The 22666-nt window shown below is 66.2% G+C and carries 22 protein-coding genes; 11 read left to right on the forward strand and 11 right to left on the reverse strand.

Annotated elements, in window-relative coordinates; all coding sequences use genetic code 11:
* The first annotated feature begins 53 nt into the window (after positions 1–53).
* Both MJ606_RS00190 and MJ606_RS00195 read left to right on the forward strand, forming a co-directional pair.
* Positions 54–983: a DMT family transporter gene (locus tag MJ606_RS00190; RefSeq protein WP_243047329.1), complete on the forward strand. Its 930-nt coding sequence runs from the start codon at positions 54–56 to the stop codon at positions 981–983.
* A gap of 69 nt (positions 984–1052) precedes the next feature.
* Positions 1053–2165 carry a calcium:proton antiporter gene (locus MJ606_RS00195; protein ID WP_243047331.1) on the forward strand — a complete coding sequence of 371 codons (1113 nt, stop codon included), beginning with the start codon at positions 1053–1055 and terminating at the stop codon, positions 2163–2165.
* Here MJ606_RS00195 and MJ606_RS00200 read toward each other — a convergent pair.
* Positions 2149–3048, reverse strand: a complete 900-nt coding sequence (locus MJ606_RS00200; protein WP_243047332.1) for a LysR family transcriptional regulator — start codon at positions 3046–3048, stop codon at positions 2149–2151. The genes MJ606_RS00195 and MJ606_RS00200 overlap by 17 nt on opposite strands.
* 168 nt (positions 3049–3216) lie before the next feature.
* On the opposite strand from MJ606_RS00200, the gene MJ606_RS00205 reads away from it, so the two are divergent.
* A complete protein-coding gene (locus MJ606_RS00205; RefSeq protein ID WP_243047333.1) occupies positions 3217–3858 on the forward strand; it encodes an NAD(P)-dependent oxidoreductase in 642 nt (213 codons plus the stop codon).
* Between the two features lie 59 nt (positions 3859–3917).
* On the opposite strand, the gene MJ606_RS00210 is transcribed toward MJ606_RS00205, so the two are convergent.
* From MJ606_RS00210 to MJ606_RS00220, 3 genes are all read right to left on the reverse strand, one after another.
* Entirely contained in the window at positions 3918–4853 is a 936-nt protein-coding gene (locus MJ606_RS00210; RefSeq protein ID WP_243047334.1) for a copper resistance protein B, read from the reverse strand.
* Entirely contained in the window at positions 4850–6583 is a 1734-nt protein-coding gene (locus MJ606_RS00215; RefSeq protein WP_243047335.1) for a copper resistance system multicopper oxidase, read from the reverse strand. The genes MJ606_RS00210 and MJ606_RS00215 overlap by 4 nt, the downstream gene beginning before the upstream one ends.
* Before the next feature lie 82 nt (positions 6584–6665).
* The gene (locus MJ606_RS00220) at positions 6666–7019 is read right to left on the reverse strand and encodes a hypothetical protein (RefSeq protein ID WP_243047336.1); all 354 of its coding nucleotides are present in this window, start codon (positions 7017–7019) and stop codon (positions 6666–6668) included.
* Positions 7020–7115: 96 nt separating this feature from the next.
* Here MJ606_RS00220 and rlmJ point away from each other — a divergent pair, with 96 nt between their 5' ends.
* From rlmJ to MJ606_RS00235, 3 genes are all read left to right on the forward strand, one after another.
* The gene (gene rlmJ, locus MJ606_RS00225) at positions 7116–7997 is read left to right on the forward strand and encodes a 23S rRNA (adenine(2030)-N(6))-methyltransferase RlmJ (RefSeq protein WP_243047338.1); all 882 of its coding nucleotides are present in this window, start codon (positions 7116–7118) and stop codon (positions 7995–7997) included.
* Between the two features lie 92 nt (positions 7998–8089).
* Positions 8090–8608 (forward strand): Slp family lipoprotein, encoded by a 519-nt coding sequence (locus MJ606_RS00230; protein WP_243047340.1) that lies wholly within the window; start codon positions 8090–8092, stop codon positions 8606–8608.
* A 46-nt stretch (positions 8609–8654) separates the two neighbouring features.
* On the forward strand, positions 8655–9563 hold the full coding sequence (locus MJ606_RS00235) for a cation diffusion facilitator family transporter (protein ID WP_243047341.1): 909 nt from the start codon (positions 8655–8657) through the stop codon (positions 9561–9563).
* Here MJ606_RS00235 and MJ606_RS00240 read toward each other — a convergent pair.
* A complete protein-coding gene (locus MJ606_RS00240; RefSeq protein WP_243047342.1) occupies positions 9553–9945 on the reverse strand; it encodes a VOC family protein in 393 nt (130 codons plus the stop codon). The genes MJ606_RS00235 and MJ606_RS00240 overlap by 11 nt on opposite strands.
* Positions 9942–10331: an MmcQ/YjbR family DNA-binding protein gene (locus tag MJ606_RS00245; RefSeq protein WP_243047343.1), complete on the reverse strand. Its 390-nt coding sequence runs from the start codon at positions 10329–10331 to the stop codon at positions 9942–9944. Before MJ606_RS00245 ends, MJ606_RS00240 begins: the two co-directional genes overlap by 4 nt.
* A gap of 181 nt (positions 10332–10512) precedes the next feature.
* Between MJ606_RS00245 and MJ606_RS00250 the strand changes: the two genes are divergently transcribed.
* From MJ606_RS00250 to MJ606_RS00265, 4 genes are all read left to right on the forward strand, one after another.
* Entirely contained in the window at positions 10513–11115 is a 603-nt protein-coding gene (locus tag MJ606_RS00250; protein WP_243047345.1) for a GNAT family N-acetyltransferase, read from the forward strand.
* Positions 11116–11232: 117 nt separating this feature from the next.
* Positions 11233–14688, forward strand: a complete 3456-nt coding sequence (gene mfd, locus MJ606_RS00255) for a transcription-repair coupling factor (protein WP_243047347.1) — start codon at positions 11233–11235, stop codon at positions 14686–14688.
* Between the two features lie 126 nt (positions 14689–14814).
* Positions 14815–15240, forward strand: a complete 426-nt coding sequence (locus tag MJ606_RS00260; protein ID WP_243047348.1) for a VOC family protein — start codon at positions 14815–14817, stop codon at positions 15238–15240.
* Positions 15241–15329: 89 nt separating this feature from the next.
* Complete coding sequence (locus tag MJ606_RS00265; RefSeq protein WP_243047350.1) at positions 15330–16487, forward strand: calcium:proton antiporter; 1158 nt, start codon at positions 15330–15332, stop codon at positions 16485–16487.
* Here the strand turns inward: MJ606_RS00265 and egtD are convergent.
* Together egtD and egtB are read right to left on the reverse strand one after the other, a co-directional pair.
* Complete coding sequence (gene egtD / locus MJ606_RS00270; protein ID WP_243047351.1) at positions 16484–17491, reverse strand: L-histidine N(alpha)-methyltransferase; 1008 nt, start codon at positions 17489–17491, stop codon at positions 16484–16486. The genes MJ606_RS00265 and egtD overlap by 4 nt on opposite strands.
* A complete protein-coding gene (gene egtB, locus MJ606_RS00275; protein WP_243047352.1) occupies positions 17488–18741 on the reverse strand; it encodes an ergothioneine biosynthesis protein EgtB in 1254 nt (417 codons plus the stop codon). Before egtB ends, egtD begins: the two co-directional genes overlap by 4 nt.
* Before the next feature lie 212 nt (positions 18742–18953).
* On the opposite strand from egtB, the gene MJ606_RS00280 reads away from it, so the two are divergent.
* Positions 18954–19376, forward strand: coding sequence for a DUF6491 family protein (locus MJ606_RS00280; RefSeq protein ID WP_243047353.1), 423 nt, complete (start codon positions 18954–18956; stop codon positions 19374–19376).
* A 63-nt stretch (positions 19377–19439) separates the two neighbouring features.
* Here MJ606_RS00280 and MJ606_RS00285 read toward each other — a convergent pair whose 3' ends face one another.
* The 3 genes from MJ606_RS00285 to MJ606_RS00295 all read right to left on the reverse strand — a co-directional run bounded on the left by MJ606_RS00285 (position 19440) and on the right by MJ606_RS00295 (position 22619).
* Positions 19440–19772 carry a hypothetical protein gene (locus MJ606_RS00285; protein ID WP_243047354.1) on the reverse strand — a complete coding sequence of 111 codons (333 nt, stop codon included), beginning with the start codon at positions 19770–19772 and terminating at the stop codon, positions 19440–19442.
* 127 nt (positions 19773–19899) lie between these two features.
* The gene (gene rlmKL / locus MJ606_RS00290) at positions 19900–22095 is read right to left on the reverse strand and encodes a bifunctional 23S rRNA (guanine(2069)-N(7))-methyltransferase RlmK/23S rRNA (guanine(2445)-N(2))-methyltransferase RlmL (RefSeq protein ID WP_243047355.1); all 2196 of its coding nucleotides are present in this window, start codon (positions 22093–22095) and stop codon (positions 19900–19902) included.
* Positions 22092–22619: an alpha/beta fold hydrolase gene (locus MJ606_RS00295; protein ID WP_243047357.1), complete on the reverse strand. Its 528-nt coding sequence runs from the start codon at positions 22617–22619 to the stop codon at positions 22092–22094. Before MJ606_RS00295 ends, rlmKL begins: the two co-directional genes overlap by 4 nt.
* Between the last annotated feature and the right edge of the window lie 47 nt (positions 22620–22666).

Raw genomic sequence — 22666 nt, forward strand, 5'->3', positions numbered from 1 at the left:
GATGGGCGTTGGCGCCGCTAGAATGCGCTGCCCCCTTCCCATCGATGCGCCCCATGCAAGCCGCCACCCAAGCCCGCTGGCAGATCCATTTCTGCGTCCTGCTCTGGGGCTTCACCGCCATTCTCGGCAAGCTGATCACCCTGCCCGCGTTGCCGCTGGTGTGGTGGCGCATGCTGCTGGTGGTGGCCGCGCTGTTGCTGATGCCCAAGGTGTGGCGTGGGCTCAAGGCGATGCCATGGCGATTGCGCTGGGCCTATGCCGGCATCGGCGTGCTGGTGTCGCTGCACTGGCTCACCTTCTATGCCGCCATCAAGCTGGCCAATGCCTCGGTGGGCGCCACCTGCATCGCGCTGGGGCCGGTGTTCCTGTCGCTGATCGAACCATGGATCGCGCGCCGCAAGTTCGATCCGCGCGAATTGCTGATCGGCGTGGCGGTGGTGCCCGGGGTGGCGATGGTGGTGGGCGGCGTGCCGGTGACCATGCGCCTGGGCATCGCGGTAGGCACCCTGTCGGCGTTGCTGGTGGCATTGTTCAGCTCGTACAACAAGCGGCTGGTGGAGCACGGCGACCCACTCACCGTGACCTGTATCGAACTGGGCACCGGCACCGTGTTCCTCACCCTGCTGGCACCGCTGCTGCCGCACGTGGGCCCGGCCTTCGTGCTGCCCAGCGCGCACGACGCGCTATTGCTGACGCTGTTGTCGTTCGGCTGCACCCTGCTGCCGTTCGCGCTGGCGCTGGTGGCGCTGCGCCACCTGAGCGCGTTCGGTACCCAGATGGTGACCAACCTCGAACCGGTCTATGCGATCGTGCTGGCCATCGTGCTGCTGGGCGAGCAACGGGAATTGGACGGCTGGTTCTATGCCGGCGTCGCGGTGATCCTGGCGGCGGTCTTCATGCATCCGCTGCTCGGTCGCCCGTCCGCCCAGCCCTCCCAGCCCGAGCTGCTGGGTACGGCCGAAAGTCATAGCGTGGTGGAATAAGCCCGCCGAAAGCCTAAAGTACGCCGGAATATTCGCGCTGGTTGTTCAAACCTTGCCGGGGTGCACGCGATGAAGCTAAGTGACGTGCAGTCGCTCGCCAGGGCCGAATGGTTCCTCGTGCTCAGCCTGGCCAGCTGCATGGCCTTCCTGTGGTTTGGCACCCCGTTGCTGGCGGGCCTCGACCGGTGGCCGCAGCTCTGCCTGGTCTTCGTCTGGCTGTTCGTGGTCATTCTCGGCTCGGCGCTTGCGGTGGTACGCCATGCCGAGCATCTCGCCGAACGGCTGGGCGAGCCCTACGGCACGCTGATCCTTACGCTGTCGATCACCACCATCGAAGTCATTAGCATCACTGCCGTCATGCTGCACGGCGACAACAACCCGACGCTGGCGCGCGATACCTTGTTCGCGGTCACCATGATCATCCTCAACGGCATGGTGGGGCTGTCACTGCTGCTGGGCGGCTGGAAGCACCACGAGCAGCAGTACAACCTGCAAGGCGCCAATGCGTACCTGGGCGTGGTGATCCCGCTCGGCATCCTCGCGCTGGTGATGCCGGATTTCACCACGACCACGCCGGGCCCCACGCTTTCCTTCGCCCAGGAAACGTTCCTGTCGATCATCTCCGTCGGGCTCTACATCTCGTTCCTGGCCTTGCAGACCAAACGCCATCGATCCTATTTCGCGGGAACAGCCGAAGGCTTGCACGCATCGCCTCGCCCAGCGTCATTGCACGGGCTGCCCACGCATATCGTGCTGCTTGTCGCCTATATGGTGCCGGTGGTGTTTCTGGCGGAAAAGCTTGCCCATCCGGTGGACTACGTAGTGGAAACCATGGGCCAGCCGGCGGCCCTGGCCGGCCTGGCCATGGCGGTGCTGGTCGCCACACCGGAAGCCGTCGGCGCGGTGCGCGCGGCGCGTGCAAACCAGATGCAGCGATCGGTGAATATTTTTCTCGGCTCGGTGCTGTCGACCATCGGCCTCACCATTCCTGCCGTCCTGATCATCAGCCACGCCACCCTGCATCCCATCACGCTGGGACTGCAGCACACGGACCTGGTGCTGTTCCTGCTGACGCTCGCGCTGTGCCTGGTGACCTTCTCCAGCGGCCACACCAATATCCTGCAAGGTGGCGTGCACCTGATCCTGTTCCTCTGCTACCTGTTCTTCATGTTCCAGGGCTGAGGAATTCACGCAGATAGTCGATGAAGGCCCGCACCTTCGCGGAGGGCTGCCGGCCGGGATACACCGCGTAGATGCCGCACTCTGGCAATGCGTATTGCGCCAGCAACACGACCAGCCGGCCCTCGCGCACGTCGTCGGTCACCAGGTAGTCGGGCAGGATGCTCACGCCGGCGCCATGCAGCACCAGCGCACGCGCCGCCGCCACGTTGTTGGCCTGGGCCACCGGGCGCACGCGCACCGTGCGGCGCGACCCGTCGGGCGCGTTGAAGGTCCAGCGCAATGGCGAGGACAGCAATGTCAGCGCCACCCAGTCGTGTGTCGCCAGGTCGCCCAGCGTGCGCGGCGCGGCATGCCGCGCCAGATAGGCCGGCGAGGCCACCACCAGCTGGCGGAATCCGCCCAGGCGCGCCGAGCGCAGATCCGAGTCACGCAGTCGGCCCATGCGTATGGCCAGGTCGAAGCGCTCGGCGATCAGGTCACTCACATGGTCGGTGAGCACCAGATCCACCTGCAGCTGCGGATGCATGCGCATGAACTGGGCCAGCGCGGGCGCCACTACCGGCGTGCCGTAGTCACCGGTGGCAGTCAGCCGCAAGGTGCCGCTGGGCATCTCCTGGCTGCGGCCCACCTGCTCGATGGCCGCTTCCGCCTCGGCGAGAATGCGCACGCAGGCCGCGTGAAAAGTATTGCCCGCCTCGGTCAGCGTCATGCGACGCGTACTGCGCAACAACAGGGTGACGCCAAGCTCGCGTTCCAGCCGCGCCACGTGCTGGCTGACCATCGCCTTGGTCATGCCCAGCGTCTCGGCGGCAGCCGTAAACGAGCCGGCCCGCACCAGCGCCACGAAAACCGCCAAGCGGTTGAGATTGACCTCGCTCGCCATACCACCTCACTGTCAAGCAAGACTTTACAGTGAATTCCCATTTGATGCGTTTATCCGCGCCTATCGATTGGCGCATGCTTGCCGCCTGTCAACGGCGCTGGCGAAGCTTTCACGTTCCCCGCGACATCGTCTGCCGATATCCCCCGCCCCCCAAGGAGAACAACCGTTATGAAGATCGCCCTGTTCGGCGCCACCGGCCATGTGGGCCACGCCATCCTCGACGAAGCCCTCGCGCGCGGCTACGACGTGACCGCCATCGTGCGCGACCCGTCGCGCCTGGCGGCCCACGATGCCCGCCTCAAGGTCGTCACTGGCGACGTGTCCAAGCCGGAGAGCTGGCTCGATGCGGTGCGCGGTGCCGATGCCGTGGTCGCCAGCCTGTCGGCGCGACGCGATGGCACGCCCCACGGCATCCCGGCCCATGCCTCCACGCTGCTGGACAACCTGCCGCGTGCGGGCGTGAAGCGCCTGCTATGGGTGGGCGGCGCCGGCTCGCTGGAGACCGCTCCGGGCGTGCGCGTCATCGACGATCCGCATTTCCCCGATGCCTGGAAGCCCGAAGCCACCGGCCAGGCCAAGGCGCTGGAGGTTTTCCGCGATAGCAAGTCCGAGCTGGAATGGACGTATATCAGTCCGGCCGCCCTGCTTGATGACGGCCCGCGCACCGGCAAGTATCGCGTGGGCGGCGACCAGCTGCTGGTCGATGCCGACGGCAAGAGCCAGATCAGCGTGCCGGATTACGCCATCGCCCTGCTCGATCGCATCGAGAAGAACGACGCACGCCGGCACCGCATCACGGTTGCCTATTGATCGGTGGCGTCGCATGACGGATCGCCGAGGCCGTCCGTCATGCGACATGCACGATCGCCTCAGAACCAGAACCTGACGCCGGCCAGCCAGGTCGTCTCGCGCGCATGCAGGTCAAGCGCACCCGGCACGTTGTCGTGGCTTCCAAAACGGCGCGTCCAGTTCACGCCGACATAGGGAGCAAACTTGCGACTGAACTCGTAGCGCAGCCGCAAGCCCGCCTGCAGATCCGACAGGCCGGACGAGATGCCGCGTTGCGGGTCATCCTTGCCGTAGAGATTCAACTCCAGCTTCGGCTGCAGGATCAGTCGCTGGGTGAAGCGCAGCTCATAGCTCGTTTCGAAGCGGGCGGCCGTGCGGCCTTGCTCGCCCACGTAGAAGGTGGCCTGCGTTTCGAACCAGTACGGCGCAAGGCCCTCCACGCCCAACGCAGCCCATGACCGGTTGGGGCCCTGGCCGAAATCCTGCCGCGCGCCGACCTGCCAATCCCAGAAGCTGGTCCAGGCGTGGCTCCATAGCGCTTCGAGGCGACCATCCTGGGTGCCATCGCTGCCACGCTCGCCCTCGGTCTTGAGCCACAGGCGGTTGACGTCGCTGCCCCACCAGCCTTCGGCTTCCCAGGCGGTCGCGTAGTCGCCGGAGGTGCTGGCACTGCGCTCCAGCCGATCCATCAACAGCATGCTTCGCGTTCCCGCATCATCCATCTGCATCACGTCGGCCATCTGCGTCGGCGACATGGCGGGCGGCGCCATTTGCGGCGGCGGTGGCGGGACATGGTCATTGGGGGGCAGCGTATTGCCATCCATGGCGGCGTCGTGACCCGCATGATTCATCGGCGGGTTGTCGCCATGGCCCGCATGGGGATCGGTCTGCGCACTGCCCATGGGCATCGACATGCCCGGCATGGCATCCATACCCATGCTTTGCGCCAAAGCAGCGCACGGCAGCGCCAGCCACGCGATAGCCAGGGCGCGTGTGCGATAGCGGCGGATGTTCATGCCACCACCACCTCGCGGAACATGCCCGCCTCCATGTGATAGAGCAGGTGGCAGTGATAGGCCCAGCGCCCCATGGCGTCCGCGCTCACGCGGTAACTCACGCGCTGCGCCGGTTGCACCACGACGGTGTGCTTGCGCACCTGGAAGGCGCCGTCGGGCGATTCCAGCTCGCTCCACATGCCATGCAGGTGGATGGGGTGGGTCATCATGCTGTCGTTCACCAGCACCACCCGCACGTGCTCGCCGTGGCGCAGGCGCAGCGGCTCGGCGGCGGATGCGCGCGTGGCATCGAACGACCACAGGTAGCGCTCCATATTGCCGGTGAGGCGCAAGGTCAGCTCGCGATCCACGCGTGGCGAGATCGGCGCATCGACTGCGTGCAGGTCGGCATAGCTGAGCACGCGCCGGCCGTTGTCGCGCAGGCCCACGCCCGGATCGTCGAGGTTGCTGCGCGGCGTGGCCACGCGCATATCCACTTCCGGCCCGGTTTTCAGCACCGGCGCGGGTGCCTCGTGCCCCATCGGCAGCGCGTCCATGCCTGGCATGCCCATCATCTCCATGCTTTGCATGGCGTGATGCATCCCGCCGTGGTCCATCACGCCCATCATGTCGCCCATGCTGAGCAACGGGCGCGGATCGACGGGGGGCACGTCGGCGACCAGCCCCACGCGCGGCGTCAAGGTCGCGCGGGCAAAGCCGGAGCGGTCCATGCTCTGCGCAAAAATGGTCCAGGCGCGATCGGCCGAGGGCTGCACGATCACGTCGTAGGTCTCGGCCGAGCCGATGCGGAATTCGTCCACCGTTACCGGCTCGATCGCCTGTCCGTCCGCCGCCACCACGGTCATCTTCAGCCCGGGGATGCGCACGTCGAAGAAGGTCATCGACGCGCCGTTGATAAAGCGCAGGCGTACCCGCTCGCCCGCTTCGAACAGCCCCGTCCAGTTGGCCGCCGGCGCATGACCGTTGATCAGATAGGTATAGGCAGCGGCGGAGACATCGGCAAGGTCGGTGGGGTCCATGCGCATGCGGTTCCACATCTGCCGCTGCGCCAGCGCCTGCGCGATGCCATCGCGGCCAGCGTCGCGCAGGAAATCGCCCACGGTGCGCTTGCCGACGTTGTAGTAGCCGCTCTGCTTCTTGAGGTTGGCGTAGATGGTTTCCGGATCGGTATCGGTCCAGTCGCTCAGCAACACCACGTAGTCGCGCTGCACGGCATGGCGCTCGCCGTCGCGCGGCTCGACCACGATGGGGCCGTACAGGCCCGTCTGCTCCTGGAAACGCGAGTGGCTGTGATACCAGTACGTGCCCGCCTGGTTCACGGTGAAGCGATAGACATACTCGCCACCCGGCGGAATGCCATCGAAGCTCAGCCCGGGCACGCCATCCATGTCGGCCGGCAACACGATGCCGTGCCAATGCACCGAGCTGGTGGCCGGCAAGCGGTTGCGCACGCGTATCGTCACCGTCTCGCCCTGCCGCCAGCGCAACAGCGGCGCGGGCAGTTGCCCGTTCACCACCGTGGCAATGCGGCGACGCCCGGTGAAATCCACCGGCAGCTCGCCGATCTCCAGTTCAAAATCATTGCCGCGCAGTTCGCTGCGCGGTGCGGCGGCCTGGGCCAGCGCGTTGCCACGCCACAACCCGAGCCCGGCGGCCACGCCACCCAGCGCCAGCCCTTGCACGAAACGCCGACGCGGCAGCTGAAAGCCGCGCGGTTCTTGCTTGTCCATCTTCGATGACTCCGTCATTCACGCCCGCGAGGCGGACACGTCAAGCCGGCCGACAGGTCGGCCTTTCATAGCGAACGGAGCGTCAGGCGACCGGTGGCCGCAAGGGAGGTTCGTAGAGCGGTTGCGGCGCCGCTTCCCGATAGACCCGCCAATGCGGGCCTGGGGGCGACGACGGCGGCAGCTGCTGCGCCAGCAGCGGTGGCACGCTGGCGGTCACGTGGGCACAGGCACCGTCCGACGCCGGCGAGGCCGGATGGCCCGGCGCATGGTCGGGTGAGCCCATGGCGTGAGCCATGCCCATGCCCGCCGAATCGCCCATCGATGCACAGCAGCCCTGCTGCGCCCAGGCGACGCCGGCCAGCGTCAGCCACGCACACAGCGCCAGCGCGAACAGGGCGCGACAGCGACGCAGGCGATGGAACAGGCGGCAGGACATGCCCCGAGCATAGCCAGCCTAGGCAGCCCGGCTCAACTCTGGAGCAGGCTCCACGCAAGCTACGCCTATATACTTGCCCACCCACCGGTGCCCGCCATGAACTATCGCCACGCCTACCACGCCGGCAATTTCGCCGATGTCCTCAAGCACTCGGTGCTGTTTGCGCTGATCGAAGCGCTGCAGACCAAGCCCACGCCGTTCGGTTTTGTCGATACGCACGCCGGCAGCGGCTGCTATGCGCTGGACGGCGTCGAGGCGGGCAAGACCGGCGAATACAAGGATGGCATCAACCGGCTGCTGTTCCCCGACCTGCACCAGTCCAGCGGGCACACCGCCGCTTTGCCGCCGCTGTTGCGCCGTTGGCTGGACGCGATTCTCAAGCTGCCCGGCAACGAGCACGGCCTGAAGCTGTATCCGGGCTCGCCGTTGCAGGTGGCACAGGCCATGCGCGACATCGACAGCGCACAGCTGTGCGAGCTGCATCCGGAAGAAGCCACGCGCCTGCGCGAGCTGTTCCACCACGACCCGCGCGTGCATGTGCACCAGCGCAACGGCTACGAGGCGCTCAAGGGGCTGCTGCCGCCGAAGGAGAAGCGTGGCCTGGTGCTGATCGATCCGCCCTATGAGGCACAGGAAGCCGAGTATCGCGTGATCGAGCAGGCGATCAAGGCAGCGATGCTGCGCTGGCCGACCGGCGTCTACGCGGTGTGGTATCCGATCAAGCTGCGCAGCCAGGTGCAGCCATTCCATCGCTGGTTGCAGCGTTGCGGCGCACGGCGCGTACTGCGCGCGGAGCTGCTGGTGCATCCCGACGATTCGCCGCTGCGCCTCAACGGCTCGGGCATGGTCATTCTCAATGCGCCCTGGAAACTCGACGACACCTTGCGCGAGCCGCTGCACGCCATGGCCCGCCTGCTGTCGCAAGAACGTCCTGCGCAATGGCGGCTCGACTGGCTGGTGGAAGAAACCGCCAGCTGAATGCCGGGCGGCGTCCAGCCATGCCGCCTACCGCCGTCGTGGCGCGCCCGCTAAGCTCGCAGCGTTCACGCTTGCGACACCGGAGTTCAGCCATGTCCCACCGCCTTGCCGTTGTCCTGATGCGCAGCGCCCTGCCGGCCAGCCTGCTGGCGCTGGCCGCCTGCGCCCCGGCGCCCATCTACAAGCCCACGGCCAACACCGTGGCCACCGCGCCCAACATGGTGGCGCAGGCACCGGAGCGTTACGCCAACGCCGACGTCATCTGGGGCGGCCGCATCGTCGAGGTGCGCAACCTCGCCGATCGCAGCGAAATCGAAATCGTCGGCTACCCGCTGGACAGCTCGCAGCGTCCCAAGGCGGACGGCAACGGTGGCTGGGGTCGCTTTATCGCGGTGATGCCCGGCTACGTCGAATCGTTCGACTATCCGACCGGCTCGCTGATCACCCTCGCCGGCCGCATCACCGGCAGCCGTGCCGGCAACGTGGGCCAGGCCAACTACGTGTTCCCCCTGGTCAACGTGGCGCAGTCGCACGTGTGGACGGCGGCGGAGATGCAGAGCGGCAAGTCCAACGTGAGCTTTGGCCTGGGCGTCGGCGTAGGCATCCGTTGATCGCGTACGCCGACTACACTGCAGCCTTCGTCCATGGGAAGGCACGATGTCCGGTCACGCCAATTCGCTGAAGGCGATCCTGCTCGCCCTCGGCGCCAATTTCGCGATTTTCCTGAGCAAGCTGGTGGCCGCCCTGCTCACCGGCTCCGGCGCCATGCTGGCCGAAGCGGTGCACTCGCTGGCCGACTGCGGCAACCAGGGCCTGTTGCTGCTGGGCATGCGCCAGGCGAAACGGCCGCCGTCGAATGAGTACCCGCTCGGCTGGGGCCGCGCGCTGTATTTCTGGTCGTTCCTGGTGGCCATGCTGCTGTTCAGCGTCGGCGGCATGTTTTCCATCTACGAAGGCATCCACAAGCTCAACCACCCCGAGCCCTTGAAGTGGCCGTGGCTGGCCATCGGCGTGCTGGGCTTCGGCGCGGTGGCCGAATCCATCTCGATGCACGGCTGCCTGAAGGAAGTGAACAAGGCGCGCGATGGCCGCAGCCTGTGGCGCTGGTTCCACGAGACGCGTTCCAGCGAATTGCTGGTGATCTTCGGCGAGGACCTTGCCGCCCTGTTCGGCCTCAGCGTGGCGCTGGTGGCGGTGCTGGCCACCATGATCACCGGCAATCATCTGTACGACGCGATAGGCACCATCGTCATCGGCGTGTTGCTGGTGATCGTGGCGGTGGCCGTGGCCAACGAGGTGAAGGCGCTGCTGATCGGCCAGGGCATCGAGCCGAAAAAGCGCGAGGCCCTGATCGACTTCATCAATGCCCGTCCGGAAGTGGATGTGGTGCTCAACCTCATCACCCTGCAGATGGGCCCCGACGTGATGGTCGCCGTCAAGGCGCGCATGGCGCCGGCACCGGACCAGTCCGCCCTGATCGAAGCGATCAACAGCGTGGAACGCGCCATGAAGGGGCAATTTCCGGATATCCGCTGGAGCTTCTTCGAGCCGGACGTCACCGACTGAGCTGCAGCAGATCCCACTTGTTGCCGTAGAGGTCCTGGAACACCACCACGGTGCCATAGGCTTCCTCGCGCGGCTCTTCGCAGAACACCGCGCCGGCGGCTTGCATGCGCCGGTAGTCGCGCCAGAAATCATCGGTGTGCAGCAGCAGGAAGACCCGGCCACCGGTCTGATCGCCCACGCGCGCACGTTGCTCGGGTGTGCTGGCCTTCGCCAGCAACAGGCGCGTCTCGCTGGCGCCCGGCGGCGCCACCACCACCCAACGCTTGCCGGCCCCCATGTCGGTATCTTCCAGCAGGGTGAACCCCAGTACCTGGGTGTACCAGGCGATGGCTTCGTCGTAGTCGGCCACCACCAGGGCGACGCTTCCAAGGTGTTGCTTCACTTGTTCTGCTCCATGGGCCAGGGCCCCAGTTCCGCCTGCAACTTCTTGGTGAGCTTCGCCCGCACCAGTGCATAGGCGGTGCGAATCAGGGCTTCCAGTTCGGCGGTGGGAAAACGTTGCGGCTCGGTCACCGAAATCCAGTGCGACCGCGCCAGGTAAGGGGCCGGAATGATACCGGGCTGGTCGGTCAGTTCCAGAAAGCGGTCGTCTTCCACTTTGAAAAACAAGCGACCGTTTTCGCTGCTATCCATCGGCGTGAGCACGAACATCTTGCCGCCGACGCTGAAGACGAGTTCGTGGCCCCATTTGATGTCCCGCGTCACACCCGGCCAATGGCCGCACAGGGCTTCCAGCTGGGCGGCGGTCATGCCCTTGCTCGCTGCCATGGTTTTCACTCTCCTTCGACGCCCGGGTCGGCGCGATAGCGCATTCTGGGCCGGGCTGGTCGCAGCGCCCACCGGCAGCCGGCCCTGCAGGCAATGCAGTGCGACATAGAGTCATACGGAAACGCGCCCTGAAAGGCTTTTTGTTCATGTTGCAGTGCACACAATACGCTAAAGTATGGACATGACTCCCGCCATCGATCTCTCCGCATTCCGTCACGCTGCCGTGCCCCCGCGCAGCAACGAGCGTTTTGCCCGCCCCCATCTGGTGCGCCTGCCCAAGGGCGAGCTGGTGCAGACCCATGATGGGCGCGAGCTGCGCCTGCGCAGCATCGAGCCGGGCGATGTGGACGCGCTCAAGCGCCAGTTTCGCCGCCTTTCGCCGGAAGACATCCGTCGCCGCTTCCTGCACGCCATGGGTGAACTGCCGGAGCCGATGGCTCAGCGGTTGTGCCGGCTCGATCCGGAGATCGAAACCGCCTTCGTGCTGATGGACGAAACGGTCAAGCCCGCCGAAATGCGTGGCGTGGGCCGCATCTACGTGGACCTGGCCGCCAACAGCGCCGAGTTCTCCGTGCTGGTGGAGCACGACTGGACGCGGGTGGGCCTGGGCGCGTTGCTGATGCAACGGCTGGTGGATGACTGCCGCCGCCGTGGCCTGGGCGAAATCTGGGGCTATGTGCTGCTGGAAAACCGTCCCATGCTGCAGCTGTGCAAGGAGCTGGGCTTTACCCGCCGGCTGATTCCGGACGAACCGGGCACCGCGCAGATCTCGCTGCAGCTCTGACTCCCTACCCAGGCTCCCCGATGTGAACCACCGCCCCGGCTTGCCGGGGCGGTCGCGTTACACTTGCCCGCTTTCCCGGCGCGGCCCGATGGCTGCGCTCCTGAGTGCAGCGTCCGCATGGCCCATACGATCCCTCACCCGCCCCTGCCCACCAGCCCCAAGCAGCGTCGCTACTGGACGTCGCCGCACGGCTCCTCACGCGCCCTGCTGGTGGCGGAAGCCGCCCGCTCGCACGAGGGCTTGCTGGTCGCCGTCACGCGCGACACCCAGCGCGCCCACGCGCTGGAAGACGAGCTGCGCGTGTTCGCGGGCAACCTGCCGGTGCTGCATTTCCCGGACTGGGAAACCCTGCCCTACGACGTGTTCAGTCCACATCCGGACATCGTCTCGCAGCGCATCGCCACGCTTTACCAGTTGCCCAGCACCCAGCGCGGCGTGCTGGTGGTGCCCATCGCCACGCTGATGCAGCGCATCGCCCCGCGCAGCCATATCACCGGCGCCGGCCTGATGGTGAAGAAGGCCCAGAAGCTGGACCTGGCCGCCGAGCAACGCCGGCTGGAAGCGGCCGGCTACCGCAACGTGCACCAGGTGGCCGAACCGGGCGACTTTGCCGTGCGCGGTGCACTGATCGACATCTTCCCGATGGGCGCGGCCGAGCCTTATCGCATCGAGCTGTTCGATGACGAGGTGGAATCCATCCGCAGCTTCGATCCGGAAACGCAGCGCTCGCAACAACAGGTGGAGCGCATCGAGCTGCTGCCCGGCCGCGAATTCCCGCTGACCGAGAACGCCGCCAAGGATTTCCGCACGCGCCTGCGCGAGCGCTTCCCCATCGACGTGCGCCGCTGCCCGCTCTACCAGGACATGAAGGAAGGCGTGACGCCCGGCGGCATCGAGTATTACCTGCCGATGTTCTTCGAACAGACCGCCACCCTGTTCGACTACCTCGCCGACAGCGCCGTGTTCCTGCTGGGCGAAGGCGCGCTAGATGCGGCCGAACAGTTCTGGACGCAGACCGGCGAGCGCTACGACCAGCGCGCACACGACATCGAGCGCCCGGTGTTGCCGCCGGCCGAGCTGTACCTGCCGCCGGAACTGCTGCGCGAACAGCTCAACAAGCGCCTGCGCGTGGAGCTGGTCGAAAGCGGCCACGAGCATGCGCTGCCCAGCGGCACGCAACCGGCGCCGGAGCTGCCGCTCAACCGCAAGGGCGAGGAACCGGGCACCTCGCTGCGCCATTTCCTCGCCAACTATCCGGGGCGCGTGCTGATCGCCTCCGATTCGGCCGGACGACGCGAGGCGCTGATCGAGCAGCTCGCCGGCACCGGCCTCAAGCCGGATACCGTGGAAGGCTGGCAGGGCTTCCTGTCCGGTGGCGACAAGCTGCGCCTGGCAATCACCATCGCGGCGCTTGAACAAGGCTTCGCGCTCACCGCCCCCGCCATCACCGTGCTCACCGAACGCGAACTGTTCGGCGAGCGCGTGCGCACGGAACGCAAGCGCCGCCGTGGCGCGGCGCGCGATCCCGAAAGCATCATCCGCGATCTCACCGAGCTGACCATCGGCGCACCGATCGTGCACGTCGACCATGGCGTGGGCCGCTACCAGGGCCTGGTGTCGATGGAGCTGGGCGGCATGGAGGGCGAGTTCCTCACCATCGAATACGCCAAGGGCGACAAGCTCTACGTGCCGGTGGCGCAGCTGGGGCTGGTGAGCCGCTACACCGGTACCGCGCCGGAGCTGGCGCCACTGCATTCGCTGGGCGGCGACGCCTGGGAACGCGCGCGCAGGAAGGCCGCCGAAAAAGTGCGCGACGTGGCAGCCGAGCTGCTCGCCATCTATGCCCAGCGCGAGGCGCGCGGCGGCGAGTCGTTGCCGATCGATCGCCAGTTGGTGGAAGAGTTCGGCGCCAGCTTCCCATTCGAGGAAACGCCCGACCAGTTGCAGGCGATCGACGCGGTGCTCGGCGACCTGGCCGCGCCGCGCGCGATGGATCGCGTGATCTGCGGCGACGTGGGTTTCGGCAAGACCGAGGTGGCATTGCGCGCGGCGTTCGCCGCCGCCACCGCCGGCCGCCAGGTTGCCGTGCTGGTGCCGACCACCCTGCTCGCCCAGCAGCACTACCGCAACTTCGCCGACCGCTTCGCCGACTGGCCGGTGCGCGTGGACGTGCTGTCGCGCTTCAAGTCGTCCAAGGAAGTGAACGAGGCACTCAAGCGCCTCGCCGACGGCCAGATCGACGTGATCATCGGCACGCACAAGCTGCTGCAGCCGGAGATCAAGTTCAAGAATCTCGGCCTGGTGGTGGTGGATGAGGAACAGCGTTTCGGCGTGCGCCAGAAAGAACAGCTGAAGAAGCTGCGCGCCGAGGTCGACCTGCTCACCATGACGGCCACGCCGATTCCGCGCACGCTCAACATGGCCATGAGCGGCCTGCGCGACCTGTCGCTGATCGCCACGCCACCGGCGCATCGCATGGCGGTGCGCACGTTCATCGCGGCGTGGGAGCCGGCGCTGATCCGCGAGGCGTTCCAGCGCGAGCTGGCGCGCGGCGGCCAGGTGTACTTCCTGCACAACGAAGTGGACACCATCGAACGCACCACGCGCGAGCTGCAGGAACTGATTCCCGAAGCGCGCATCGGCGTGGCCCACGGCCAGATGCCCGAGCGCGAGCTGGAGCGCGTGATGGCGGATTTCCACCGGCAACGCTTCAACGTGCTGGTGTGCACCACCATCATCGAAACCGGCATCGACATTCCCACCGCCAACACCATCATCATCAACCGCGCCGACCGCTTCGGCCTGGCGCAGTTGCACCAGCTGCGCGGACGCGTGGGACGTTCGCACCATCGCGCCTACGCCTATCTGGTCGTGCCCGATCGCAAGGCGATGACTGCCGATGCGGAAAAGCGCCTGGAAGCGCTGGCCTCGCTGGAAGAACTGGGCGCCGGCTTCACCCTGGCCACGCACGACCTGGAGATCCGTGGCGCGGGCGAACTGCTGGGCGACGAGCAGTCGGGCCAGATCCAGGAAATCGGCTTCGGCCTCTACACCGAGTTGCTGGAGCGCGCGGTACGCGCGCTGAAGTCCGGCAAGCTGCCCGACTTCGATCTCAGCAGCGAGCACGAAACGGAAGTCGAGCTGCACCTTCCGGCGCTGATTCCGGACGACTACCTGCCCGACGTGCACACGCGCCTGACGCTGTACAAGCGCATCGCCAGCGCGCGCAGCGAGGATCATCTGCGCGACCTGCAAGTGGAGATGATCGATCGCTTCGGCCTGTTGCCGGACCCGGCCAAGCAGCTGTTTGCGGTGGCCCAGCTCAAGCTGATGGCCACCCCGCTGGGCATTCGCAAGCTCGACTTCGGCGCCAATGGCGGACGCATCACTTTCCGCGACAAGCCCGAGGTCGACCCCATGGCGATCATCCGGCTGATCCAGAGCCAGCCGCGCGTATACAAGCTCGATGGCCAGGACAAGCTGAAGGTGAACCTGGAACTGCCGGGCGCCACCGAGCGAATCCGCGCGGCGCAGGACGTGCTGCTGTCGCTGGGCGCGCGCCGGCCCGGCTGATCGCCAGGGCGCGCCTCGCCGAAGCCCGATACCTGGGCCGCCTGTGGCTCAGGGGCGGCGCCATACGCATTGCCGTACCATCACGGCAAGACAGGTCCGCCGCCAACGCGAAAGGAAGCTGCGTTCATGCTCATCAACCGCTCCATGCCACCGGGCATCATCATTCCCGAGCTGGCCTATGCCGACGTCTCCGTCGCGGCCGAGTGGCTATGCCGCGCCTTCGGCTTCCGCGAACGGCTACGCATCGGCGACCACCGCGTGCAGCTGGTATTCGAAGGCGCATCGATCGTCGTCACCCAAAGCCATGATGCGCAAAAGACAACGAACCATGCGCATGCCGTGATGGTGCATGTGCACGATGTGGATGGCCATTACGCCCGGTCGGTCGAATGCGGCGCGAAGATCGTCGCGGCACCGGCGGATCACCCTTACGGCGAGCGCCAATACACTGCCGAAGATATCGGTGGGCACCGCTGGATTTTCTCGCAATCGATTGCGGACGTGGATCCGGCAGACTGGGGTGGTAACTTGCTTTCGTCATCGCAAGGGTAGGAAACCCTGCGCGCTACACGCTTTGCCCGTCATGCCGGCCGATGCCGGCATGACCGTCCAAACCGCCGGCTTCTGGAAATCTACCTGCCATGACCCTCGATGCATCGCCTACGGCTGCAACACAGCCACCGTTCCGGCCCAAGATGCTCATTCGCCCGGCCATCGCCTGGATCACGGTGACACTGTTCCTGGTCTTCGGCTCCGACTGGATGGCGCAACTGAGCCGGCACGAAATCGGGCTTGCCCTGTTCGCATGGCTGTTCTTCGTGATCGTATGGGTCGCGTTCGGCGTCGTGCACGAGGCAGAGGAACTGGCCGGCATGTTCGGCGAGCCCGTGGGCACCCTGGTGCTCACGCTGTCCATCGTGATCATCGAGGTGGTGCTGATTTCCGCCGTGATGCTGGGCGCGGGCGACACCGCCACGCTTGCTCGCGACACCATGTTCGCGGTGTTGATGATCGTGCTCAATGGCGTGGTTGGCCTGGGCCTGTTGATCGGCGGCATCCGCCATCACGAACAGGCGTTCAACCTGCACGGCGCGTCGGCTTATCTGGCGGTGATCATTCCGCTGGCCACGATTGCCCTGATGCTGCCCAGCTTCACCTCGTCCACCCCCGACGGCACGCTCACCCCCATCCAGGCCATCAGTTTCTCGATCCTGACCATCGCGCTCTATGGCATGTTCCTGTGGCTGCAGACCGGACGGCACAAGGGCTACTTCGTGGCGCCCAAGGCCACCTCCGATGCCAACGAACCGGAAACGCCGCCCCCGCCGCCACGCAAGGCGCGCAAGAGCGAAATAGCGCTGCACTTGGCGCTGCTGCTGATCAACATCCTGCCGATCGTGATCCTGTCCAAGAGCCTGGCCAAGATCCTCGACTACGGCATTGCCGCCACCGGGGCGCCGCATGCGCTGGGGGGCATCATCATCGCCATGCTGGTGTTCACCCCGGAAGGCATTTCCGCACTGGTGGCCATTCGCCGCGATGAACTCACCCGCGCGATCAACCTTTGCCTGGGCGGCGCGGCGTCCACGGTGGGCCTTACCGTGCCGGCCGTGCTTGCCATCGGCCTGTTTACCGGCAAGACGGTGGTACTGGGCCTGCCGCCGGCAAGCATCGTGTTGCTGGCCTCCACCCTGGTGCTGAGCAGCCTGACTTTTTCCGGCTGGCGAACCACCATGCTCGAAGGCGCGGTGCACCTGTCGATGTTCGCGGTGTTCCTGGTGCTGGTGTTCAGCCCTTAGCGCAAGGGAGGCGCCGCGTCGCGAACCCGCGACCCGGCGCGTACCAGGTAGTACACGGCGAACATGCCGAGCGGGTCCATCCACCCCTGCGCTACTTCCAGGCCCGCCTTGGCGGCCAGCGCGGCAAAGTCCGCGTGCGAATACTTGCAGCTGTATTCGACCTGCATGGCTTCCTCGGCGGTGAACGATACCTGCTGCTTGCCTACGCGTACCTTCTGGTCGCGCGTGCTGACCAGAAAGGTTTCGATGCGACCGGCCATGGCGTTGTAGTGCGCGTGGTGGCGGAACGCACCGATATCGAAATCGCTGCCGACCTCGCGATTGAGCCGTACCAGCATGTTCAGCGTGAACTCGGCGGTGATGCCGGCGCGATCGTTGTAGGCGGCTTCGATGGTCGCGGCGTCCTTCTTCAGGTCGGCACCGATGAGAATGCCGCCGCCATCACCCATCTCGTTGCGCATCTTGCGCAGCAGGTTCGATGCCTCGCGGACCTCGAAGTTGCCGATGGTCGAACCGGGGAAATACAGCACCGTCCGACGCGGCGCTCGCGGCGGAATCGGCAAGCGCAGCGCCCGCGTGAAATCCCCGGGCAACGGCTGCACCGACAGAGCCGGAAAGCGTTCGGACAATCCCTGCACGCTTCGACGCAGCGGTTCCGGCGATATCTCCACCGGCACATAGGACACCGGAGCATGCATATGCTCAAGCAACATATGGGTCTTCAAGGCATTGCCGCTGCCGTATTCCACCAGGCGCACGTCCTCGCCCAGCACATCGGCCATCTCCGCGGCGTGCGCCGCCATCAAGGCGACCTCGCAACGCGTCAGGTAGTACTCGGGCTGCTCACAGATCGCCTCGAACAATTGCGAGCCACGTTCGTCATAGAACAGCCACGACGGCAGGCGCTTGGGCCGCGCACGCAAGCCACGCTGCACCACCTCTATCAGGTCATCGGCTGGCGGACGACGGTCGTCGTCGCGAAGGTCGAAGGCTTGCACACTCATCGGTCTTGCCCCAGTCGTATCCCCATGAACTGCCAACGCGCATGAGGTGGAAAGAAATTCCGGTAGCTCGCACGGACATGCTCGCGCGGCGTCGCACAGGAGCCGCCGCGCAGCACCCATTGCCCGCACATGAACTTGCCGTTGTATTCGCCCAGCGCGCCGGCCAACGGCCGGAAGCCGGGATAGCTGACATAGGGCGAAGCGGTCCATTCCCACACGTCGCCATACATCTGCAGCAAGCCTGGTCCAGGCGTCGCCGCCCGCGGATGGAAACGCTCTTCGTCGAGCAGGTTGCCGCGCACCGGCAGGGCCGCCGCCGCGTGCTCCCACTCCGCCTCGGTGGGCAGGCGCACGCCGGCCCAGCGCGCAAAGGCATCGGCTTCGTAGTAGCTGACGTGGCATACCGGCGCATGGGGGTCGATCGCTTGCACGCCGGCCAGCGTGAACTCGCTGGCCATATCCTCCTGCCAATACAGCGGGCGCTGCCATTGCTCGCGACGTACGGTGTCCCATCCATCGGACAGCCACAGCGATGCTTCGCGGTAGCCGCCGTCGTGCACAAAGGCGGCGTACTCCGCATTCGTCACCAGCCGGTTCGCCAGCGCATGCGGATGCAACAGGGTGCGATGGCGCGGGGATTCGTTGTCGAAGGCAAAACCATCGCCGTCGTGACCGATCTCCACCACGCCTTCGGCCCCGGTGATGAATTCCAGTGGCGCCGCACTGGTTACCGTGCCTGCCGCGAGCCGCGCGGTATAGGCCGGCCTTAGCGGATTGCTCGCAAAGGCGTGCTTGATGTCGGTGAGCAGCAACTCCTGATGCTGTTGCTCGTGCTCCAGCCCTAGCTCGATAACCGCCAGGGTGGCGGCATCGACGCCACGCGACAAGCGCTCGCTCACCGCCGCATCCACGCGCTCGCGATAGTCATGGATCTGCGCCATGCCGGGACGCGACAGCAGGCCGCGGTGGGGCCGCGCGTGCATCGGCCCCACCGTTTGGTAGTAGGAGTTGAACAGGTAGTGCCACTCGGGATGGGGCGATCGGTAATCGCCTGCGCGCTCCAGCACGAACTGCTCGAAGAACCACGTGGTATGGGCAAGATGCCACTTGGCCGGGCTGGCGTCGGGCATCGATTGCACCATCATGTCCTCGGCGCTCAGTGATGCGCACAAGGCAACGCTACGGGTGCGGATTCGCCGAAATCGCCGTAACAGCGCCTCGGCTTCCGCGGCCGATTGCGCCAGGGTCATCGGCGCCTCCGGCTGGTAAACCCGGCATACCCGCGATCGCGATTCGCTTGCGGGACTCTCTGACAGCTGGCATCGCACCCAAACATTCGCGCACCATGCCGCAGCGAGCGTTCACATCTTGTGATGCGCCGATGGCGCAGGCTTGACAGGTGTGCGCTACGACGCCACGTCTGCGCTTGAAAGATGTGTCCTTTCCCTTCGCGAGGTGACCTATGAAAAGTCCTGTTTCCCTCCTGCTGGCGGGCACCCTGGCCACCATCGGCACATCAGCCATTGCCGCCGATCAAGCGCCCGCATATACGCCCTTGCGTCCGACCAGCCAGTGTCTGCGCCCAGACCGCATCAACGAATGGTACGTGGTCGATAGCCGCACCGTGATCGCCCGTACTGGCCCGGACCATTACCTGGTAAAACTCCAGGCCATTTGCCCTCACTTGGGCATCGAGCAGAGCCTACGTTTCCGCCCCAATCCCTCCAACAAGGCGGCGGGCATGGGTGCCCTATGCGGCGAGGCTGGTGAGACTGTCACCTCACGGGACCAGCCTCCCTGTGGTGTCCAGTCGGTCGCCAAGATCGACAAGGCACAGTTCGAGCAGCTCAGCACCACGGCGATCAAGCATGGCAATCCTCCGTAGCCTCCCTGAACGACAAAGGCCCGGCGTGAGCCGGGCCTTGTCTGGGCAACGCTATCGCTGCGATCAGTGACCGTAGTAACGGTAGCCGCCACGGTAGTAGTAACCGCCGCGGTGGTAGTAGCCCGGATGGCCACCCACCACGACCGCTGCGCCGACGGCAGGACCGTAATAAACCGGAGCGGGCGCGTAGACCACCGGAGCCGGCGCGTAGTAGACCGGCGGCGGCGGTGCGTAGACCACCGGGGCCGGCGCGTAACCCACGCCCACCACCGGCAGACCGATACCCACGTTCAAGCTCACATGGCCGGCGAAGGCAGGAGCAACGGCGGCACAGCCGACCAACATGGCAACAGCCAGTGCAACGCGCTTGACGGTGGAAAGCTTAGTCTTGTTCATGAGTTTGTCTCCCAAGGGAGGCTTGATTCCGACAGAAGGATTCGAGACTGCCTTCTATCGCTCTTTGCCGGGATCAATGCTGTGACTTTCGCGCTGAATCGGCACTGAGCAAACCGCGTCTGGCCGCCTAGCGCCTGCCTTGTTTACGGACGTGGTTCACACTGCTGTTCCAGGGCGATTCCTGCGGGTGCAGGCGCAGCAGCCAGCAGCCGTGGATGTCCGCCCGCCGGGTGAAGTCGAACGGGATGCTGGGCGCGCTCCAGTCCTCAATGATGAACCGTTCATTCAGGGCTTCATGATCCAGCTTGAAGCGCCGGAAATTGTTGGAGAACACCAGTACGCCGTCGGCCGTGAGGCGTTCGGCGCAGGCCAGCAGCAGGCGCACGTGATCGCGCTGAACGTCGAAATCCTCGGCGCGCTTGGAGTTGGAGAACGTCGGCGGATCGACGTAGATCAGCCCGTAGCGATCGCGATCGCTTTCCAGGAAGCTCAGTGCATCCGCCTGCATCAGGCGATGGCGCGCGCCGCTGAACCCGTTAAGCGCCAGGTTGCGCGATGCCCAGTCCAGATAGGTGGCCGACAGGTCCACGCTGGTGGTATCGCGTGCGCCGCCCGCCGCGGCATAGACGCTGGCCGTGGCGGTATAGGCGAACAGGTTGAGGAAGCGCCGGCCTTCGGCCAGCTCGCGCAACTTGGCGCGCACCAGACGGTGGTCGATGAACAGGCCGGTGTCCAGGTAGTCGGCGAGATTGACCAGGAACTTCAGCCCACCCTCGGCCACCTCGATGAACTCGCCGCGCTGGTCGAACTGGCCGTACTTGGAGCCGCCCTTGCCCCGCTCGCGCGTCTTCAACGCGATGCGGTCGCGCGGCACGCCGAATACCTCGCCGGCCACGCGCACGATCTCGCGCAGGCGGTGCCGTGCGGTCTCCACCGGGATATCGGCGGGGGCGCGGTATTCCTGGATATGCAGGTAGGGCGCGCCGCCGTCATCGGCATAGACGTCGATGGCGGCCGCGTACTCGGGCAGGTCCTGGTCATAAGCACGCCAGCAATGGATGCCCTCACGCTCCAGCCGCTTGCGCAGGTGGCGCAGGTTCTTCTCCAGCCGGTTGCGCAGCATCTGCGCGCCTTCGGACAGCGGCTTGGCCTCGCGCGGGGTCTCGGCCCGCGCGTGCAGTTCATACACCAGCAGCACGGTTTCCAGCGCACCGTTGTAGAGCGCGTATTTCTTTTCCGCCCGCAGCGGGATGGCCTGGCCCAGCTCCGCGTCGCCCGCCAGCACGGCGGCACGCCAGCCGGCAAAGCGTTCGCGCAGGGTTTCGCCGATGGCCCGGTACAGGCGCGGCATCTCGGCCCGATCGCCCAGGCGTTCACCATAGGGCGGGTTGGTGATGACCAAGCCACGGCTGTAGCCGGGCGGCGGCGATACGTGGGTGACCTCGTGCTTGTCCAGGGTCAGGAAACCCGCCACGCCGGCCTCCTGCGCATTGCGCTTGGCCGTCTGCACCATGCGCGGATCGGCATCGCTGCCGAAGAAGCAGCCGCGCAGCGCGCGCAGGCCGGCATCGGCCCGCTCGCGCGCCTCGTCCAGCAGCTTTCGCCACAGTGCAATGTCGTGTTGCTGCCAGCCCAGGAAACCGTAGTACTCGCGGTGCAGGCCCGGCGCCACGTCGGCGGCCATCCAGGCGCCTTCGATCAGCAAGGTGCCCGAGCCGCACATGGGATCGAGCAGCGCGCCGCCCTCGGCATAGATCTCCGGCCAGCGCGCGCGCAACAGCATGGCGGCAGCCAGGTTTTCCTTCAGCGGCGCCTCGCCTTGCAGTTCGCGCCAGCCGCGGCGATGCAGCGGCGAGCCGGCCAGGTCCAGCGACAGCGTGGCACGATCACGGCGCAGGCGCAGGTTGATGCGTACGTCGGGCTCTTCCGTATCCACGCCCGGGCGCGAACCATCGCGCTGGCGGAACTGGTCGACCACCGCGTCCTTCACGCGCTGGGCGATGAACTGGCTATGGGTGAGCTTGCTCAGCGCCGAGTTGGCATCCACCGCCAGGGTGGCATGGGCGGCCAGGTGCGTGGACCAATCGATGGCCTGCACGCCGCTGTAGAGCGCATCGTCGGTGGCCGCATCGAACTCGGCCAGCGGCATCAGGATGCGGCTGGCCAGGCGCGACCACAGGCAGGCGCGGTAGGCGGCCTCCAACGTGCCCGCAAAATGCACGCCGGCCAGCGATTCGCGTACATCGTCGGCACCGAGCGCAACTAGTTCGTCGCGCAACAGGTATTCCAGACCCTTGGGGCAGGTGGCGAAGAAGGCGCTCATGCCGCCGCGCCCCACTGGGCGAGGAACAGGCCGAACTCGTCGACGATGCGATCCACACTGGCACTAAGCCGGTGATCGTCATCCACCATCAATAGTGGAAGGCGGCGACGGGCGGCGAAGGCCAGCACGCCTTCCGGCGGGCATACGTCGTCCTGCCAGCCGTGCAGCAGCAGCGTCGGCACTTCGCCGGGCACATTGAAGGGACCCGGGTAGCCGGGAATCTCGCTGGGCGTGGCCAGCAGGAACAGGCCCGCCACCGGGCGCTCCAGCGCGGCCAGCCCGGAGACGAACGAACCCATGCTCGACCCCACCAGCACCGGTGGTGCCTCCGCCGCGTCGATGGCGGCCAGCAGCCGCGCCACGCGGGGCGCCACCGAGTCGGCAAAGCCGTTGGCATCGTCCTCGCGGTAGTCAGGCCGATGGGTCTGCCAGCCGAGCGATTCGGCAAAAGCGGCCAGCACGCTGACCTTGGTGGCGTCCGGACCGGAGTCCGAGCCATGCGAAAGAATAATCTGGCCGCGCATAGCGGTCTCCAAAACGGCATCCATCAGGCCGCGCATCGTAACAGGCG

Origin of the sequence: Dyella sp. RRB7 (assembly GCF_022761115.1) — a bacterium.
Classification (GTDB): domain Bacteria; phylum Pseudomonadota; class Gammaproteobacteria; order Xanthomonadales; family Rhodanobacteraceae; genus Dyella.

What these genes read in the sequence shown, in the direction of transcription:
- MJ606_RS00210 (WP_243047334.1), bottom strand. Translation starts at nt 4,853, where the DNA reads ATGAACATCCGCCGCTATCGCACACGCGCCCTGGCTATCGCGTGGCTG.
- MJ606_RS00260 (WP_243047348.1), top strand. Translation starts at nt 14,815, where the DNA reads ATGCTCATCAACCGCTCCATGCCACCGGGCATCATCATTCCCGAGCTG.
- egtD (WP_243047351.1), bottom strand. Translation starts at nt 17,491, where the DNA reads ATGAGTGTGCAAGCCTTCGACCTTCGCGACGACGACCGTCGTCCGCCA.
- MJ606_RS00200 (WP_243047332.1), bottom strand. Translation starts at nt 3,048, where the DNA reads ATGGCGAGCGAGGTCAATCTCAACCGCTTGGCGGTTTTCGTGGCGCTG.
- rlmKL (WP_243047355.1), bottom strand. Translation starts at nt 22,095, where the DNA reads ATGAGCGCCTTCTTCGCCACCTGCCCCAAGGGTCTGGAATACCTGTTG.
- MJ606_RS00285 (WP_243047354.1), bottom strand. Translation starts at nt 19,772, where the DNA reads ATGAACAAGACTAAGCTTTCCACCGTCAAGCGCGTTGCACTGGCTGTT.
- MJ606_RS00295 (WP_243047357.1), bottom strand. Translation starts at nt 22,619, where the DNA reads ATGCGCGGCCAGATTATTCTTTCGCATGGCTCGGACTCCGGTCCGGAC.
- MJ606_RS00220 (WP_243047336.1), bottom strand. Translation starts at nt 7,019, where the DNA reads ATGTCCTGCCGCCTGTTCCATCGCCTGCGTCGCTGTCGCGCCCTGTTC.
- MJ606_RS00235 (WP_243047341.1), top strand. Translation starts at nt 8,655, where the DNA reads ATGTCCGGTCACGCCAATTCGCTGAAGGCGATCCTGCTCGCCCTCGGC.
- MJ606_RS00265 (WP_243047350.1), top strand. Translation starts at nt 15,330, where the DNA reads ATGACCCTCGATGCATCGCCTACGGCTGCAACACAGCCACCGTTCCGG.
- MJ606_RS00205 (WP_243047333.1), top strand. Translation starts at nt 3,217, where the DNA reads ATGAAGATCGCCCTGTTCGGCGCCACCGGCCATGTGGGCCACGCCATC.
- MJ606_RS00250 (WP_243047345.1), top strand. Translation starts at nt 10,513, where the DNA reads ATGACTCCCGCCATCGATCTCTCCGCATTCCGTCACGCTGCCGTGCCC.
- MJ606_RS00280 (WP_243047353.1), top strand. Translation starts at nt 18,954, where the DNA reads ATGAAAAGTCCTGTTTCCCTCCTGCTGGCGGGCACCCTGGCCACCATC.
- egtB (WP_243047352.1), bottom strand. Translation starts at nt 18,741, where the DNA reads ATGACCCTGGCGCAATCGGCCGCGGAAGCCGAGGCGCTGTTACGGCGA.
- rlmJ (WP_243047338.1), top strand. Translation starts at nt 7,116, where the DNA reads ATGAACTATCGCCACGCCTACCACGCCGGCAATTTCGCCGATGTCCTC.
- mfd (WP_243047347.1), top strand. Translation starts at nt 11,233, where the DNA reads ATGGCCCATACGATCCCTCACCCGCCCCTGCCCACCAGCCCCAAGCAG.
- MJ606_RS00195 (WP_243047331.1), top strand. Translation starts at nt 1,053, where the DNA reads ATGAAGCTAAGTGACGTGCAGTCGCTCGCCAGGGCCGAATGGTTCCTC.
- MJ606_RS00245 (WP_243047343.1), bottom strand. Translation starts at nt 10,331, where the DNA reads ATGGCAGCGAGCAAGGGCATGACCGCCGCCCAGCTGGAAGCCCTGTGC.
- MJ606_RS00230 (WP_243047340.1), top strand. Translation starts at nt 8,090, where the DNA reads ATGTCCCACCGCCTTGCCGTTGTCCTGATGCGCAGCGCCCTGCCGGCC.
- MJ606_RS00215 (WP_243047335.1), bottom strand. Translation starts at nt 6,583, where the DNA reads ATGGACAAGCAAGAACCGCGCGGCTTTCAGCTGCCGCGTCGGCGTTTC.
- MJ606_RS00190 (WP_243047329.1), top strand. Translation starts at nt 54, where the DNA reads ATGCAAGCCGCCACCCAAGCCCGCTGGCAGATCCATTTCTGCGTCCTG.